The following is a 12,970-nucleotide window of genomic DNA, read 5'->3' as shown; positions in this document are numbered from 1 at the left end:
AAATGTGGCAAGGCCTTGATGAATTTTTACATGTGGTTGAACATGGCAGTTTTACCCAAGCGGCAAAAGCCATGGAAGTATCCACATCCCATATTAGTCGCCAAGTGCAACAGCTTGAAAACCGCTTAGGTTCAGTATTATTTCAACGTACCACGCGAAGAATAAGCCTCACCGATACTGGCCGCGAATACGCCGTAAAACTCAAAGCAATCAAGCAAGAGTTAATCGACGCCAATAACCAACTACAAGGCGAACAGCGCAAACCCAAAGGCTTAATTCGAATCTCTGGCGCTGGCGAGTTTGTTGCCTGTCATGTTGCCCCTAAGATTGTAGAGTTTGTAAAACGCTACCCTGAGGTTGAAGTAGATATGGACTTTAACAATCGCAATGTCGATTTAGTCGAAGAAGGCTTTGATTTAGCAATCCGCTTTGGTCGTATGCAAGACTCCAACTTAATTGCACGACCACTTAGCCCTCGCATTATGACGCTCGTTGCCAGCCCAGAGTATTTAGCACATCACTCAACCCCAACTACGCCACATCAATTAGCAGAGCATAATTGTTTAATCGCGATGGGCAAACGTTGGCGTTTTAATTTTAATAATGAAATAAAAGAAGTAAAAGTTGCGGGCAATTGGCGCAGCAATCATCCGCGCGCACTGCTTAGCGCAACATTAGCAGGTTTGGGGATTGCCCATCTAGCCACCGATATTGTTGATGAGTATGTTCAACAAGGGCAATTAGTTACCTTACTTGATGAATTCCAAGTAACCGACAACGCTTCATGGCTGGTCTATCCACGTAAAGACTTAATGCCTTATAGAGTACGATTACTGATCGAGCATTTGCTTGCGCAATTTAATGACTAAAGTTTAAGCTTTAAGCCTACGCCAACTCAAGATAGAATTTAACAAACAACAATAATAAGTGATTAACATGAACGACTTTCACCAACTTTCTGCCAAAAACCTTCAGGGGCACCCCATTGATTTTTCAGACTTCACAGGCAAAGTCGTATTAATTGTCAATACAGCAAGTAAATGTGGTTTCACGCCACAATATGAAGGCTTGCAGCAATTACATGAAAAATAAAGTGGAATTTCACCAAGTTTTTAGTTGGCCGTGACGGTGAAGCCATTAAACGCTTTGCACCATTTACCAAGCCGCAGCAAATCGAAGGTGCTATTATCAAAGCCCTTAAAAGCAGTAATATCTAAACTCTAAAAGCAATAAAGAGGCAAATTGCCTCTTTATTTAAATTATCTCTTAGTCGTTTAAATACTCATCTAAGTCATCATCGCCCAAGTTTTTACGCAAGCGTTTTTGCTCAAGGTAGTCTTCCAACTTTTTTTTAACCTTTTGCTTATTTTTGTCGTGTTGATTACGCCCGACCATTTCGTACTCGTCTTCAACAAAATCGTCATCTAGCGCATCGTAACTAAATGTCTTACCCACAACCCACTCCATAAAGTGTTTGAGACCAATTAAGGATTTTTATCACTGTCATTGGTGAAATTAAAAGTGTTCAGCACAATTTCATAGCTCGAAAATGCACCAAAATAAAGCCACAACGCGATTCTAAAATAGTGTTATGTCGATATTGTGAATAAATAGCGCTAAATTTGAGTTCTGGAAAGTGAGAGTTTTTTATCGAAACGATAAGTATCTTTTATGCACTAGAATGAATTAGTCAAAATGACTAAAAGATAGCTTTTTTATTATTTTTCAACTCTGCTAAAAATCACCAAAAATATATTAATGCATTGTTTTTAAAAACTAAAAACTTTTGGCATCAAACTTGATAAGTATTAAATACAAAAAATACGTACTCGTTAAAATCAACAAATTAGCAGGATATAAAAATGAAAAAATTACTATTAATCGGTTCTTTATTTATTGCCACAGGGACAATGGCACACACTGATAATGAGACTAATATTTCTTTCAGTGGCGATTCTTGCGACGTTGAATTTAAAAATGACGTACGCATCAAGCCAAATGAGCTAGAAATCTTCACCGCAGACAACAATACGATGAGCTTTGTCGAGCAAGGAGAGCTAAAAATAAATGGCCAAACTGTGGCACTTAACAGCCAACAGCGCCAAGCCATCACGGCTTATTCGAATAGTTTACGCAGCCAATTGCCAGAAGTTGCGGATATTGCTCTTGAAGGTGTACAGATTGCTGGCGTTGCCATTGAAGAAGTGGCTAATGCATTCAACATTGAAGGACTAGATAGCATTAATGAACTCATGGCTGATATAAAAGTGGAAGTTGAAAATACCTTTTATCAGCAAGGTACATTCGTAATGGGCCAGCAAAGTTTTAACCAGTTTGGCGAAAACTTTGAAAACCAATTTGATGAGCAAGTAGAGAGCGCCGTACAAGCTGCGATGATGCAATCGATGGGCAGTATTTTAATGGCTGTAGGTTCAGAGTTAATGGGCTCAGGTGGTGACATGCAAGCCTTTGAACAGCGCATGGAAAACATGGGGGCTGAAATTAAAGCCAAAGTTGAGCAACAAGCTAACCAACTTGAAAAACGCGCCGATGCACTGTGCGGTAATTTTTCAACCATTGCAGAGCAAGAGCAACAACTGGTTAAGCTAGTGCCAGAGTTAAAAGATTACCAATTGTTTAGTTATAAAAAAAATAACTAAGCAGAATCTAAACGAACTATTAACTAGCCAATAAAAGTTTGATATCCCTTTAGCAGCACTCTTTTTTAAAAGGTGCTGCTTTTTTATTTTTTAGCTAAATGCACAAGCCCACCCAGCGTTTTTATAGCTTGCTCAATTTTTTCATCCCATGGCAAACCATAACTTAGTCGAATACAACTGCGGTATTTATTAGTGGCTGAAAAAATATAGCCCGGAGTAATACTAATGCCACTGAGTAATGCCAGTTGAAAAAGTTTGACACTATCGTAAGCCGCACCTAAATCAATCCAGATCACACATCCACCTTGCGGATCGCTGATCCTAGCAGTACTCGGAAAAGCCTGTTGTAAACACCAGATCATACGCTCTTTATTACTGCGAAGTTTTTGTCGCAGCAACTTTAAATTACGCTCATATTCGCCACTGGCAACAAACTCATAGAGCGTCCATTGATTGATTAACGATGTTGAACAACTAAATGCACGTTTAAAACGAGGAGCAAGTTAACACCAACAACGTATTGCCGTCATGCAGGGCAATGCATGGGGCATGTTATACAGCGCGCTTGGTTTATTTGTATATGTAATCATCAGCGGTGCCGATTTTAGCCTGTCGGCTCCAGCAAGCTACTGGTATTCATTAGTTTATTTATCGGTGTTTGGGACGGTTATTGCATTTGCATGTTACTTTGTACTACTTGGTAATACTATTGTACTGACTCCAACAAAAAGAATTAAAGCGTTTATTGAGTCTAATAAAGCATCATTTGCTAATAAACGCTCTATCCCCAGTTAGAATGCGTATATACGCAACTAACGCCAAAAGCGCCTACTTGTTAGGCGCTTTTTTATTACTAACATATTACTCGTCATTTAACATTGCGGCATACAAAAACGCAACGCGAGCGGATGAATAGTCACCACCGCTGGGGTAACGCCTACCAGCTCACCATCTGCTTCGATTGGTAAATCAGGCGTATTTATATAAGCAATGGCTAAGCGCTGGTAGTTTAGCCCTTTCATACCATGGTGCTTACGTAGCAATAAGCGCACAAAACTGTAGAGGTTACCTAACAAACCACGCGCAGGCATGCGATAGCACTCTAAATAGCCACTATTCAATTGTGCTTTTGGCGCTATCATCAACCCCCCACCAAAATAATGATGATTTGCAAATACAGTAATCAAATTACCATATTCGCATTGCTGCCCTGCAAAACTCCCAGCCAAGCGAGAAGGCTGATAAACGAATAAACACTTAAAGCCAGCTAAACTATAACTTAAAGCGGATAATACAGGCTTAGTTTGCAATGCCTGTACTACATGCGCATCAAAGCCAACCCCCGCAATATTAATAAAGTAACGGCTATTTATTTGCCCAATATCGATTTTTACTTGATGATCACTAAAAATAGCATTACGCCAAGCTGAGTTTTTACAGCCAAAGCCGCGTGCAAAATCATTACCCGTCCCCTGAGGCAATAACGCCAACGAGCAACTCAATCCCATCAATGCGTTTACAACCAAATGCAGGGTGCCATCACCACCGAGCACAACAACGCGCTTTTGCGACTGAGCCAAAACCGTTATTTTTTGGCAATCATTGGTAAAATGTCCTGTGGTGTAAAAAACAGTGTAACTAATTTGACGTTTTTGACACTGCTCTAATAACCAAGTGCAATTTTTTTTATGTTTTTTTTGCGTACTTGGTTTAATAATTATTAGCATCTGGATACCAGCCTATTCAAAAGTAGGAAAATAGACATTTTCAAAAAATAAATTAATCTGAATAATTAGTCACTTTATTTATTATCTAATGCATTAAAATATCATGGGTAATGTAATATCGCTTTTAAACAAGTGATTTAGGCGACTTTAAATTTCATAACCATGCATAACATTCAGTACATATTATCTGAATCATACCTTAATAAAATAATTAGGATTAGTTATTTCTATCCGAACACCCTAATTTTTATCGTTTTATTTTTGTGCAAAAAAAGCTCAGAATAGCCGTGTTGTCAAAACAGACATAACCCGGAGCAAAGTAATGAACCCAGTAAATACATTAAACGAAAATGCAGCTACCCATGTTGCAGTAAAACCGACCAACCGCAAAGCAAAAATGCTTGCCAGACTTAACCGTTTCGGCAAAAAGCTAGCTCTTGGCGGCGCAGTTCAATACAAGTAATCACCCAACCATGATTACTTTAGCGGTGCAGCAAACACCCAACCACTAAATGAAACTACTTATTTAGCTCCCTCGTTTGCTGCAACCCCTTCTTTAAACTCCCTAAAAATTCCTTTTTTATAAAAAAAGCTCTTTTTTAGAACAAAAAAACAGCAAACGATCTTTTTCCTATTTACACACCCCAATCACCTGCGTATTATTCCCTCCCAACGGAGAGATGGCAGAGTGGTCGAATGCACCGGTCTTGAAAACCGGCAGGGGTTTATAGCCCCTCTAGGGTTCAAATCCCTATCTCTCCACCATTATTACGTTTTGGTGGTTCACTCGATTATCAAAATGACAATTTATGCGCCGGAGAGGTGGCCGAGTGGCCGAAGGCGCTCCCCTGCTAAGGGAGTATAGGGTTTGTAGCTCTATCGAGGGTTCGAATCCCTCCTTCTCCGCCATTTAATAACGAAAAAAGCCCCGCAATTTATTGTGGGGCTTTTTTTGTTGTTAAAAATGGTAGAAGGCGGGTGAGAACCCTCGATCTGGGTTCGATAAAATGTCAGGAACATTTTGGGCCGCTGCAAGCGCACCCCAAAATTGATTGGCACATTGACTCACAACACATCAATTTCTTAATGAACTTACTATATGATTTACAAACAACCTATGCCGTTCACTTAAAGAGACAGAATATGGCCGTAACAAATACAGGTCTAATGGCTCAGCTTCATATTCTGTTAAAATGGGTATCACCAGACCTTTATCTAAGTCCTCATCAATTAAAAAGCTAGGGATCAAAGCAATACCGCTGCCGCTTAATAATAGTTGACGCAATAAAGCACTATTATTCAACTGATGGAATGGCTTAATATTTATATCTCTGACTTTGCCATCAAAATAGAATCTCCAATTTTTGCCACTTCCGTTTTGATCAAACATCAAACAACGATGCTCTCGTAGAGCATTAAGATCTTCTGGTATACCAAACTTATTTAAATAATCCGGCGAAGCGCATAAAACCCGTTTGTAAGATTTTAACTTTGTACATATATTACTACTATCATCCAACTTACCAGCCAAGCGTAAAACAAAGTCATAGTTCTCTTCTAAAAGGCACGAATATTTATCATCAAGAGTAATATTTAGCTTTATCTCTGGATACCGCTCAGAGAAAGAGGAAACAACATTAGATAGTGTGTGAATTCCCCAAGAAACAGGTGCCCCTACTTTAAGTTCCCCTTTTGGCACTTTATTTAGTTCCTTAATGCCACACTCTAATTCTTCCCATTGCTCACCCAGAGCTTTACTCGCGATAGCGCAGAAATAACCTTCAGACGTTACTTGTAACTTTCGCGTACTCCTCTTAATTAAAGATACCCCGAGATAGTCCTCAAGCTTTTTGACACATATAGATACCTTAGCAGGAGACATATTTAGCTTATCGGCTGCTTTTTTGAAGTTTCCAAGCTCCACAACGGTTGCAAAAACTTTAAGACTTTCTAGCTGGTTAATTGTCATTGCTACAAATTTGTAAATTGTTAATTTATAAATGGATTATATATGGAAGCTATCACTCAATGTAAGATCTATTCATCAATAACGCTAAAGGAGAATAAGGTGAGTGCTTTCAAAACATATACAACCCTAAATACAAGTTTGAAGAATCGATTTGCTGTCGCGCCAATGACTCGAGTGAGTGCAGATAAAAACGGTACAATTGGCGAAAAAGTTTGCCAGTATTATTCCGCTTATGCAAATGGTGGGTTCGGGTTAATTATTACTGAGGGGCTATACACAGATAAAGAATATAGCCAAGGATACCTACATCAACCCGGTATTGCTACACCGGAGCAAGTTGAAAGCTGGAAGCCAGCAGTACGATGTATGCACGACAATGATGCTGTGGCAATAGCGCAATTAATGCATGCAGGTGCACTTAGTCAGTTCAATCAGTATAAGAGTGAAGCAGCGGGTCCTTCAAGTGTAAAACCAAAGGGCAGAAAAATGCCATTTTACTACGGCCAAGGCGAATTTTCAGTGCCAAAAGCCCTTTCAATTACGCAAATTGATACCGTGATAAATGGCTTTGTGCAATCAGCTATTAACGCGAAAGAAGCTGGCTTTGACGGTGTTGAAGTTCATGGAGCTAACGGATATTTGCTTGATCAGTTCCTTACTGACTACACCAATACAAGGACAGACCAATATGGTGGCAGCCTCGAAAATAGAACAAGACTGATAAAAGAGATTATTGCAGCTATTCGGTTAGCGACCGGTAATGATTTTATTGTTGGCATTAGGTTTTCACAAAAAAAAGTGAATGACACTGAACACTTTTGGGCTGAAGCCGAAGAATTAGCAGAGATCGCATTTACAGCTGCTGAAGATGCCGGAGCTGATTACATCCATACAACCGAACCTGTAGCAAATCAAAGCGCATTTAATAATGACAGCTTACCTATGGCTCAACTCGCTAAAAAATATACTGACTTAACTGTCATCGCTAATGGCTCAATCAATAGTCAAGAACTAGCGAATGAGATTCTCAATGCTGGCATCGCAGATCTGGTTGCTATAGGAAAAACCGCTCTTGCAAACCAAGATATGCCCAAAAAGCTACAAGAGAGAAAACCTCTAAATGAATTCGATTTTGCAATGTTGGCACCGATTGCAAATCTAGAATGTGCTGAGCAATTCTTAAAGCAGAGCAATTAATAACCCCACTATAAAGCGGACAGTTTATAAAAAATGATTAATCCCTAGATCACCTCGCCCTTGAGGCTGGCTTGGTGGTAACGTTTCGGTATTATCTGGGGTGAATATTGGTAATAGCTATGTGGTTGGTGCGCCAGCGTTGTGACAAAAGATATTCCTGCCAGCTCGGTAGCCGTGTAAAGTGATAAGGCTAAATAGCCTCTCTGAGTTGTAAGTGTGGGTTAATCCTGCAAACTAAACTCATCGGCATCTAAATGCGCGGGAAAGCTTTGCTTAAAGAGCTCAAGCGACTGTTTGTCTAAAGTGATAATAACAACATCAGCTTCGTTATCAGTAGCGGCTGCTAACGTATCACCTTTAAAGTCATACACTGCAGTGCCGCCATTATGCGCGACGCCATTGCCATCATCACCAATACGATTAACGCCAATCACATAACACTGGTTTTCCATCGCCCGCGCCATTAATAGGGTATCCCATACTTTGCGCCTTGCAGCAGGCCAATTGGCGACATTAACCATCACATCGTAGTCATTGCGATTGCGCTGAAAGACCGGAAAACGTAAGTCGTAACACACTTGTGGTAGAATTCTAAAGCCATTAAGGGTGAACACTTCACGTTGCTGCCCTGCGGTTACAAACTCACCTTCTTTACCTAAACAAAATAAGTGCCGCTTGTCGTAAAACTTCACCTCGCCATTAGGCCAAACCCAATAAAAGCGATTGGCTTTTCTATCACCTTGTTGCACGAGCACCGAGCCTGCTATCACGGCACTGGTTAGTTTTGCCGTCGCGATTAACCAAGCAAGTACTTGCCCGTTTTCGGGCTCTGCGCAATCAAGGTTAATAGCAAAGCCGGTAGCAAAGGTTTCTGGCAATAAAATAAGCTCTACTGATTTATCTATATCAGCTATTTTATTGCCAAAGTGTACCAAGTTAGCGTCTTTATCTAACCAATTAAGCGATGTTTGTATCAGTGCTATGGTTAAAGTTGACATAAAATCTCCGCGGCTTGTAATAGCGTGGCGTCATTTTTGGCAAAGCATAAGCGAATAACTTTATCGTTGCTTGGTTGCTGATAAAACACGCTTAGTGGAATGGCTGCAACGCCTGCTTGTTCTACTAACCACTGGCAAAATTCTACGTCATTTAAATCCGATACATCGCTGTAATCAAGCAGTAAAAAGTAGGTGCCTTCACTTGGTAAAATGGTAAAGCGGCTATCTTTTAGTGCTTTACTAAGTACATCACGCTTTTGTTGATAAAACTCACTGAGCTCATCCACATGCTCACCTTGCTGTTCTAACATATCGGCTAATGCATGTTGTGCCGGCGTAAAGCTTGAAAAAGTCACATATTGGTGAATTTTACGAAACTCGACCGCAAGTGCAGCGGGTGCGATGCAATATCCCATTTTCCAACCCGTACTGTGAAATGTTTTACCGAAACTTGAAATAACAAAGCTTTTTGCAAATAACGCATCATCACGCAGCACACTTAAATGTGGTTGCTGATCAAAAGTAATATGCTCGTATACTTCATCACTTATCAGGTATAAGTCATGCTTAATTACTAAGGCTTTTAGAGCATTAATATCGTGCTGTTTTAACGCTTTACCACTTGGGTTATGTGGGGTGTTGATTATAATAGCCCGCGTTTTGCTATTGATAGCCGCAGCCACCGTTTGCCAGTCAATTGCATAACTCGGAGCATGCAGAGCAATATTGACTGACTTACCACCGGCCAATTCAATCGCTGGCTGGTATGAATCATAAGCGGGGTCAAACACAATGACTTCATCACCTTCGCGCACCAGCGCCTGAATGGCAACAAACAAGGCCTCGGTCGCGCCAGAGGTTACCGTTACTTGCTGCGCGGCATCTATTTCAGCTGCATATTTTCGTTTTGCTAACTGGCCAATTTGTTGCTGCAGGCGCGGTACACCAGATGAAGGTGAATATTGATTAACTCCTTCAAGCACATAATGATTAAGCTGTTTTTTAAGTAGCTCAGGCGCATCAAACTCAGGAAAACCCTGCGATAAATTAATCGCTTCGAATTGATTTGCTAAAGCAGTCATTTGACTAAAAATACTGGTGCCTAAATTTGGCAATTTACTTTCAAACACTGGTTACCCTTAATGATGGTTTTGCGCCCAAAGCGATGCTATCATTGCTGTTAACAGATGTATAGCCGTCTAAAAAAGTATGAGGAATGTATGCATAACAATACCGCTATTTCAGAACTTATAGAAGCAGGGAAGTGGATCAGTCAACGTGGTTGGGTGCCAGCTACGGGTGGTAATTTTTCAGCGCGAACTAACAGCGGTTTTGTGGTTACTGCCAGCGGTTTTGACAAAGGTCAATTAGGGTCGCATACCTTTATTGAACTGGATCATGTCGGTAATCGTAGCGCTAGCGCCGCCAAACCCTCAGCTGAAACCGAATTGCATTTGTGCATGTATAAACTTATTCCTGCTGCTAATTATGTATTGCACACTCATTCAGTTGCTGCGACGGTATTATCTCGGGTTATTAAAGGTCACAGCCTAGACTTAGACGGCTACGAAATGCAAAAGTCACTAACCGGCATTACTTCACATTTAGACACCTTGAGTATTCCAATCTTTGATAACGACCAAGATATTGATCGCTTGAGTTTATTAGTGAGCGATCACCACTTACACATGCCTATTGAGCACGGCGTGCTTATTCGCGGCCACGGTTTGTATGTAGTGGGTCGCACTATTAGTGAAGTACGCCGTCAATTAGAAGGCCTTGAGTTTTTATTTGCATGTGAGATAGAACGCTTAAAATTAGTAGGATTAGAATCATGATCAAAGCACTGCTGACCGATATTGAAGGTACTATTACCCGTATTTCGTTTGTTAAAGACGTGCTGTTTCCATATGCCGCAAAGCAGCTCCCCGAATTTGTAAAAACTCACCAAGAGCAAAACGCTGTAGCTGAACAAATTTATGCCGTAAAAGCGATTATTGAACAGCCAGATGCCAGTATTGATGTCGTAATTAACACTTTACTTGAATGGATCCGTGACGATAAAAAAATCACTCCATTAAAACAGTTACAAGGTTTGATTTGGCAAACTGGCTATGAAAATGGCGATTTTACCGGCCATTTATACCCAGATGCCTACCACTTTTTAGTTGCGCAGCAACAAGCTGGCCAGCAACTGTATGTGTATTCATCAGGGTCAGTAAAAGCACAGCATTTAATTTTCAACTACTCTGACTTTGGTGATATTCGCTCCTTATTTACTGATTATTTTGATACTCAAGTCGGCGCTAAACAAGAGCAACGTTCATATCACAATATTATTGAGCAACTACCTTTTGCCGCTAATGAAGTGTTATTTTTAAGTGATGTGGCAGCCGAGCTTGATGCCGCTAAAGCCGCAGGTTTAAAAACCTTGCACTTAATTCGCGATGGTCAAGCAAGCTCGCCTGCACATAACTATATTAGCGATTTCAGCCAATTTACTGCGGAGCATTTAGTATGAGCCAACTAACTATTTTTGCCGATTGTAACGGCAATAATGCTTTATTAAATACTCAAGATACAGCACAAATTGCTGCTGAGCTGAATAAAGTAAATGTACGATTTGAGCAGTGGCAAGCAACAAAAACGATTACTGCTGATACTAGTCATGAAGCTATTATTTCCGCCTATAACGCTGATATTGAGCGCTTAAAACAACAAGGTGGTTATCAAACTGTAGATGTTATTTCGTTGGCAAAAGGCAACCCGAACGCTGCAGAATTACGTGCTAAGTTTTTATTTGAGCACACCCATAGCGAAGACGAGGTACGTTTTTTTGTAAAAGGCCAAGGATTATTTTACCTGCATATTAACGACAAGATATACCAAGTACTTTGCCAGCAGGGTGATTTAATTTCAGTACCAGAGCTTACTCCCCATTGGTTTGATATGGGCAGCGACCCTGAGTTTACTGCGATCCGTTTGTTCAATAATACCGAAGGCTGGGTGGCACAAAGCACCGAGTCTGAGATTGCTAAGCAATTTCCGTTATTGGACTAGATATCTGTTAATAATGGAATTTAAATGGAAAAGCTATTTTCATACGGCACACTGCAATTAGAGCAGGTACAGCTCGACACCTTGGGTCGTTGCTTGACGGTCAAGCCGATACACTAAAAGGCTACGTGGTGGGCGAAGTTGATGGCTACATCCGTATAGCAGAGTCATTTAGCAGCGGCATTAATGCATGGGTGTATGTGGCTAAGAGCTAACCTCATATCAAAGATGACTTAAACAACTTAACTCTGTAGTATATTTTCAGTGTTAGTTTTACTCAATTAAGTGAACGTGGAATGGTCAACGAACAATATCAAAAGTCCAAACAACAACTTGCGTATTCTCGTAAGCAAGTTGAAAAAGCTGGCCGTATTTTTCGTAAACAAGAAGGCGATTTTGAATTTGCTACCGAAGTCATTCAGAACTATCGCGCGGCTCATTTATACCCGCTGACCATCATCAAAAACTTAGTATGGAAACACGTAAAAAAACTCAACCTGCTTGATTCTGCTACTATTGTACGTCGCTTAAAACGCTTGCCGACAATTATTGATAAACTACAACGTGAGTCATTAGACGGCAAAAGTGAAAATGCAATCAACCTTAAACGCATGCACGACATAGGTGGTTGCAGAGTTATTTTAGACAATTTAGACAGCCTGTATAAGCTCAATACGAGTTTAGATTCAAGTCGAACAGTCCATAGCGTAAAGTCATATGATTATATTGAACACCCTAAAGTCACTGGCTATAGGGGCATTCATCGTGTCTATAAAAGCTATAACAATTTAGAGTCTCACGATTACAGAGGCTTTCAAATAGAAGTTCAATTACGTACTCGACTCCAGCATTTATGGGCAACTACAGTCGAAATTGTCGATATTATTGAAAAAGAAACACTGAAAACCAACCCACAAGCCGCCGATACAGATTGGCAGCGATTATTTTTTATCATGGGTGAATTTCTTGCCGTTAAAGATGGCTCAAATCAATTAAGTCCTGAACAATCACAAAGCTTTATTGATGAATTAGCTGCTTTAAATAAAAAGCTCGCAGCATTTCATAAACTCGATGCGTTTAACCGTGCGTTTCAAGTTGACGAGATTAAAAATAAATCAAAAGATACAGGTTTTGCTTTACTTGTTCACAATACCGAAACTCAAATGGGTCGGGTCTTTTTGTACGCAGCCAGTAAGAAACAAGAAGCATTAACGCACTATGCAGAGCAAGAGCGACAAACTCACAACAACGTATTATTAGTAGCGGGAAATGACTTAAAATCTATCGAAAAAGCCTATCCCAACTACCTTAATGACACTTCTGAGTTTCTTTCAGAATTTAGTCGTATATTACTGGGTTAAC

The 12,970-nt window shown here is 40.3% G+C and carries 15 protein-coding genes, 2 tRNA genes and 3 pseudogenes; 14 read left to right on the top strand and 6 right to left on the bottom strand.

All coding sequences use genetic code 11. From position 1 onward, the window contains the following. Positions 1-2 precede the first annotated feature (2 nt). Positions 3-869, top strand: a complete 867-nt coding sequence (locus HHO47_RS07425) for a LysR family transcriptional regulator (protein ID WP_169019721.1) — start codon at positions 3-5, stop codon at positions 867-869. 67 nt (positions 870-936) lie between these two features. Beyond that, positions 937-1,217: pseudogene (locus HHO47_RS07420) on the top strand (hypothetical protein). A 49-nt stretch (positions 1,218-1,266) separates the two neighbouring features. Here the strand turns inward: HHO47_RS07420 and HHO47_RS07415 are convergent. Then, a complete protein-coding gene (locus tag HHO47_RS07415; RefSeq protein WP_145240019.1) occupies positions 1,267-1,455 on the bottom strand; it encodes a PA3496 family putative envelope integrity protein in 189 nt (62 codons plus the stop codon). A 407-nt stretch (positions 1,456-1,862) separates the two neighbouring features. Here HHO47_RS07415 and HHO47_RS07410 point away from each other — a divergent pair, with 407 nt between their 5' ends. Beyond that, positions 1,863-2,660, top strand: a complete 798-nt coding sequence (locus HHO47_RS07410) for a YggN family protein (RefSeq protein ID WP_169019720.1) — start codon at positions 1,863-1,865, stop codon at positions 2,658-2,660. Positions 2,661-2,743: 83 nt separating this feature from the next. Here the strand turns inward: HHO47_RS07410 and HHO47_RS07405 are convergent, their stop codons facing one another. Beyond that, positions 2,744-3,022: a hypothetical protein gene (locus HHO47_RS07405; protein ID WP_248290945.1), complete on the bottom strand. Its 279-nt coding sequence runs from the start codon at positions 3,020-3,022 to the stop codon at positions 2,744-2,746. A gap of 151 nt (positions 3,023-3,173) precedes the next feature. Here HHO47_RS07405 and HHO47_RS07400 point away from each other — a divergent pair. Continuing rightward, a pseudogene (locus tag HHO47_RS07400) lies at positions 3,174-3,455 on the top strand (EamA family transporter); the annotation flags it as partial. Positions 3,456-3,532: 77 nt separating this feature from the next. On the opposite strand, the gene HHO47_RS07395 reads toward HHO47_RS07400, so the two are convergent. Further along, positions 3,533-4,387: a diacylglycerol/lipid kinase family protein gene (locus HHO47_RS07395; protein ID WP_211183642.1), complete on the bottom strand. Its 855-nt coding sequence runs from the start codon at positions 4,385-4,387 to the stop codon at positions 3,533-3,535. Positions 4,388-4,709: 322 nt separating this feature from the next. Between HHO47_RS07395 and HHO47_RS07390 the strand changes: the two genes are divergently transcribed. The 3 genes from HHO47_RS07390 (at position 4,710) to HHO47_RS07380 (ending at position 5,296) form a co-directional block, all read left to right on the top strand. Beyond that, positions 4,710-4,850 (top strand): hypothetical protein, encoded by a 141-nt coding sequence (locus tag HHO47_RS07390; RefSeq protein WP_169019719.1) that lies wholly within the window; start codon positions 4,710-4,712, stop codon positions 4,848-4,850. Between the two features lie 211 nt (positions 4,851-5,061). Next, positions 5,062-5,152, top strand: a tRNA-Ser gene (locus HHO47_RS07385). A 51-nt stretch (positions 5,153-5,203) separates the two neighbouring features. Continuing rightward, positions 5,204-5,296 (top strand) — tRNA-Ser (locus HHO47_RS07380). Positions 5,297-5,462: 166 nt separating this feature from the next. Here the strand turns inward: HHO47_RS07380 and HHO47_RS07375 are convergent. Then, on the bottom strand, positions 5,463-6,356 hold the full coding sequence (locus tag HHO47_RS07375; protein ID WP_169019718.1) for a LysR family transcriptional regulator: 894 nt from the start codon (positions 6,354-6,356) through the stop codon (positions 5,463-5,465). Between the two features lie 99 nt (positions 6,357-6,455). Between HHO47_RS07375 and HHO47_RS07370 the strand changes: the two genes are divergently transcribed. Together HHO47_RS07370 and HHO47_RS19750 are read left to right on the top strand one after the other, a co-directional pair. Further along, positions 6,456-7,553, top strand: coding sequence for an NADH:flavin oxidoreductase (locus HHO47_RS07370; RefSeq protein WP_211183641.1), 1,098 nt, complete (start codon positions 6,456-6,458; stop codon positions 7,551-7,553). A 67-nt stretch (positions 7,554-7,620) separates the two neighbouring features. After that, positions 7,621-7,733: pseudogene (locus HHO47_RS19750) on the top strand (sugar O-acetyltransferase); the annotation flags it as partial. Positions 7,734-7,774: 41 nt separating this feature from the next. On the opposite strand, the gene HHO47_RS07360 reads toward HHO47_RS19750, so the two are convergent. Together HHO47_RS07360 and HHO47_RS07355 are read right to left on the bottom strand one after the other, a co-directional pair. Further along, on the bottom strand, positions 7,775-8,551 hold the full coding sequence (locus HHO47_RS07360; protein WP_169019716.1) for an amidohydrolase: 777 nt from the start codon (positions 8,549-8,551) through the stop codon (positions 7,775-7,777). Next, the gene (locus HHO47_RS07355) at positions 8,539-9,681 is read right to left on the bottom strand and encodes a methionine aminotransferase (protein WP_169019715.1); all 1,143 of its coding nucleotides are present in this window, start codon (positions 9,679-9,681) and stop codon (positions 8,539-8,541) included. The genes HHO47_RS07360 and HHO47_RS07355 overlap by 13 nt, the downstream gene beginning before the upstream one ends. 90 nt (positions 9,682-9,771) lie before the next feature. Between HHO47_RS07355 and HHO47_RS07350 the strand changes: the two genes are divergently transcribed. The 5 genes from HHO47_RS07350 (at position 9,772) to HHO47_RS07330 (ending at position 12,969) form a co-directional block, all read left to right on the top strand. Further along, on the top strand, positions 9,772-10,389 hold the full coding sequence (locus HHO47_RS07350; protein ID WP_169019714.1) for a methylthioribulose 1-phosphate dehydratase: 618 nt from the start codon (positions 9,772-9,774) through the stop codon (positions 10,387-10,389). Beyond that, positions 10,386-11,072, top strand: coding sequence for an acireductone synthase (gene mtnC / locus HHO47_RS07345; protein WP_169019713.1), 687 nt, complete (start codon positions 10,386-10,388; stop codon positions 11,070-11,072). The genes HHO47_RS07350 and mtnC overlap by 4 nt, the downstream gene beginning before the upstream one ends. Then, positions 11,069-11,611, top strand: coding sequence for a 1,2-dihydroxy-3-keto-5-methylthiopentene dioxygenase (locus HHO47_RS07340; protein WP_169019712.1), 543 nt, complete (start codon positions 11,069-11,071; stop codon positions 11,609-11,611). Before mtnC ends, HHO47_RS07340 begins: the two co-directional genes overlap by 4 nt. An 89-nt stretch (positions 11,612-11,700) precedes the next feature. Continuing rightward, a complete protein-coding gene (locus tag HHO47_RS19555) occupies positions 11,701-11,823 on the top strand; it encodes a hypothetical protein (RefSeq protein ID WP_282435243.1) in 123 nt (40 codons plus the stop codon). An 81-nt stretch (positions 11,824-11,904) separates the two neighbouring features. Further along, positions 11,905-12,969: a RelA/SpoT domain-containing protein gene (locus HHO47_RS07330; protein WP_169019711.1), complete on the top strand. Its 1,065-nt coding sequence runs from the start codon at positions 11,905-11,907 to the stop codon at positions 12,967-12,969. Position 12,970: the final 1 nt, after the last annotated feature.

It is taken from the genome of Pseudoalteromonas arctica, from assembly GCF_012927645.1.
GTDB lineage: Bacteria > Pseudomonadota > Gammaproteobacteria > Enterobacterales > Alteromonadaceae > Pseudoalteromonas > Pseudoalteromonas arctica_A.
The sequence above is the reverse complement of the archived record's forward strand: the minus strand, read 5'-3'. Positions and strand labels throughout refer to the sequence as shown.

Coding starts and splice junctions, on each gene's coding strand:
- HHO47_RS07390 (WP_169019719.1), top strand. CDS start 4,710: ATGAACCCAGTAAATACATTAAACGAAAATGCAGCTACCCATGTTGCA.
- HHO47_RS07395 (WP_211183642.1), bottom strand. CDS start 4,387: ATGCTAATAATTATTAAACCAAGTACGCAAAAAAAACATAAAAAAAAT.
- HHO47_RS07375 (WP_169019718.1), bottom strand. CDS start 6,356: ATGACAATTAACCAGCTAGAAAGTCTTAAAGTTTTTGCAACCGTTGTG.
- mtnC (WP_169019713.1), top strand. CDS start 10,386: ATGATCAAAGCACTGCTGACCGATATTGAAGGTACTATTACCCGTATT.
- HHO47_RS07360 (WP_169019716.1), bottom strand. CDS start 8,551: ATGTCAACTTTAACCATAGCACTGATACAAACATCGCTTAATTGGTTA.
- HHO47_RS07330 (WP_169019711.1), top strand. CDS start 11,905: ATGGTCAACGAACAATATCAAAAGTCCAAACAACAACTTGCGTATTCT.
- HHO47_RS07410 (WP_169019720.1), top strand. CDS start 1,863: ATGAAAAAATTACTATTAATCGGTTCTTTATTTATTGCCACAGGGACA.
- HHO47_RS07350 (WP_169019714.1), top strand. CDS start 9,772: ATGCATAACAATACCGCTATTTCAGAACTTATAGAAGCAGGGAAGTGG.
- HHO47_RS07405 (WP_248290945.1), bottom strand. CDS start 3,022: ATGATCTGGTGTTTACAACAGGCTTTTCCGAGTACTGCTAGGATCAGC.
- HHO47_RS07340 (WP_169019712.1), top strand. CDS start 11,069: ATGAGCCAACTAACTATTTTTGCCGATTGTAACGGCAATAATGCTTTA.
- HHO47_RS07425 (WP_169019721.1), top strand. CDS start 3: ATGTGGCAAGGCCTTGATGAATTTTTACATGTGGTTGAACATGGCAGT.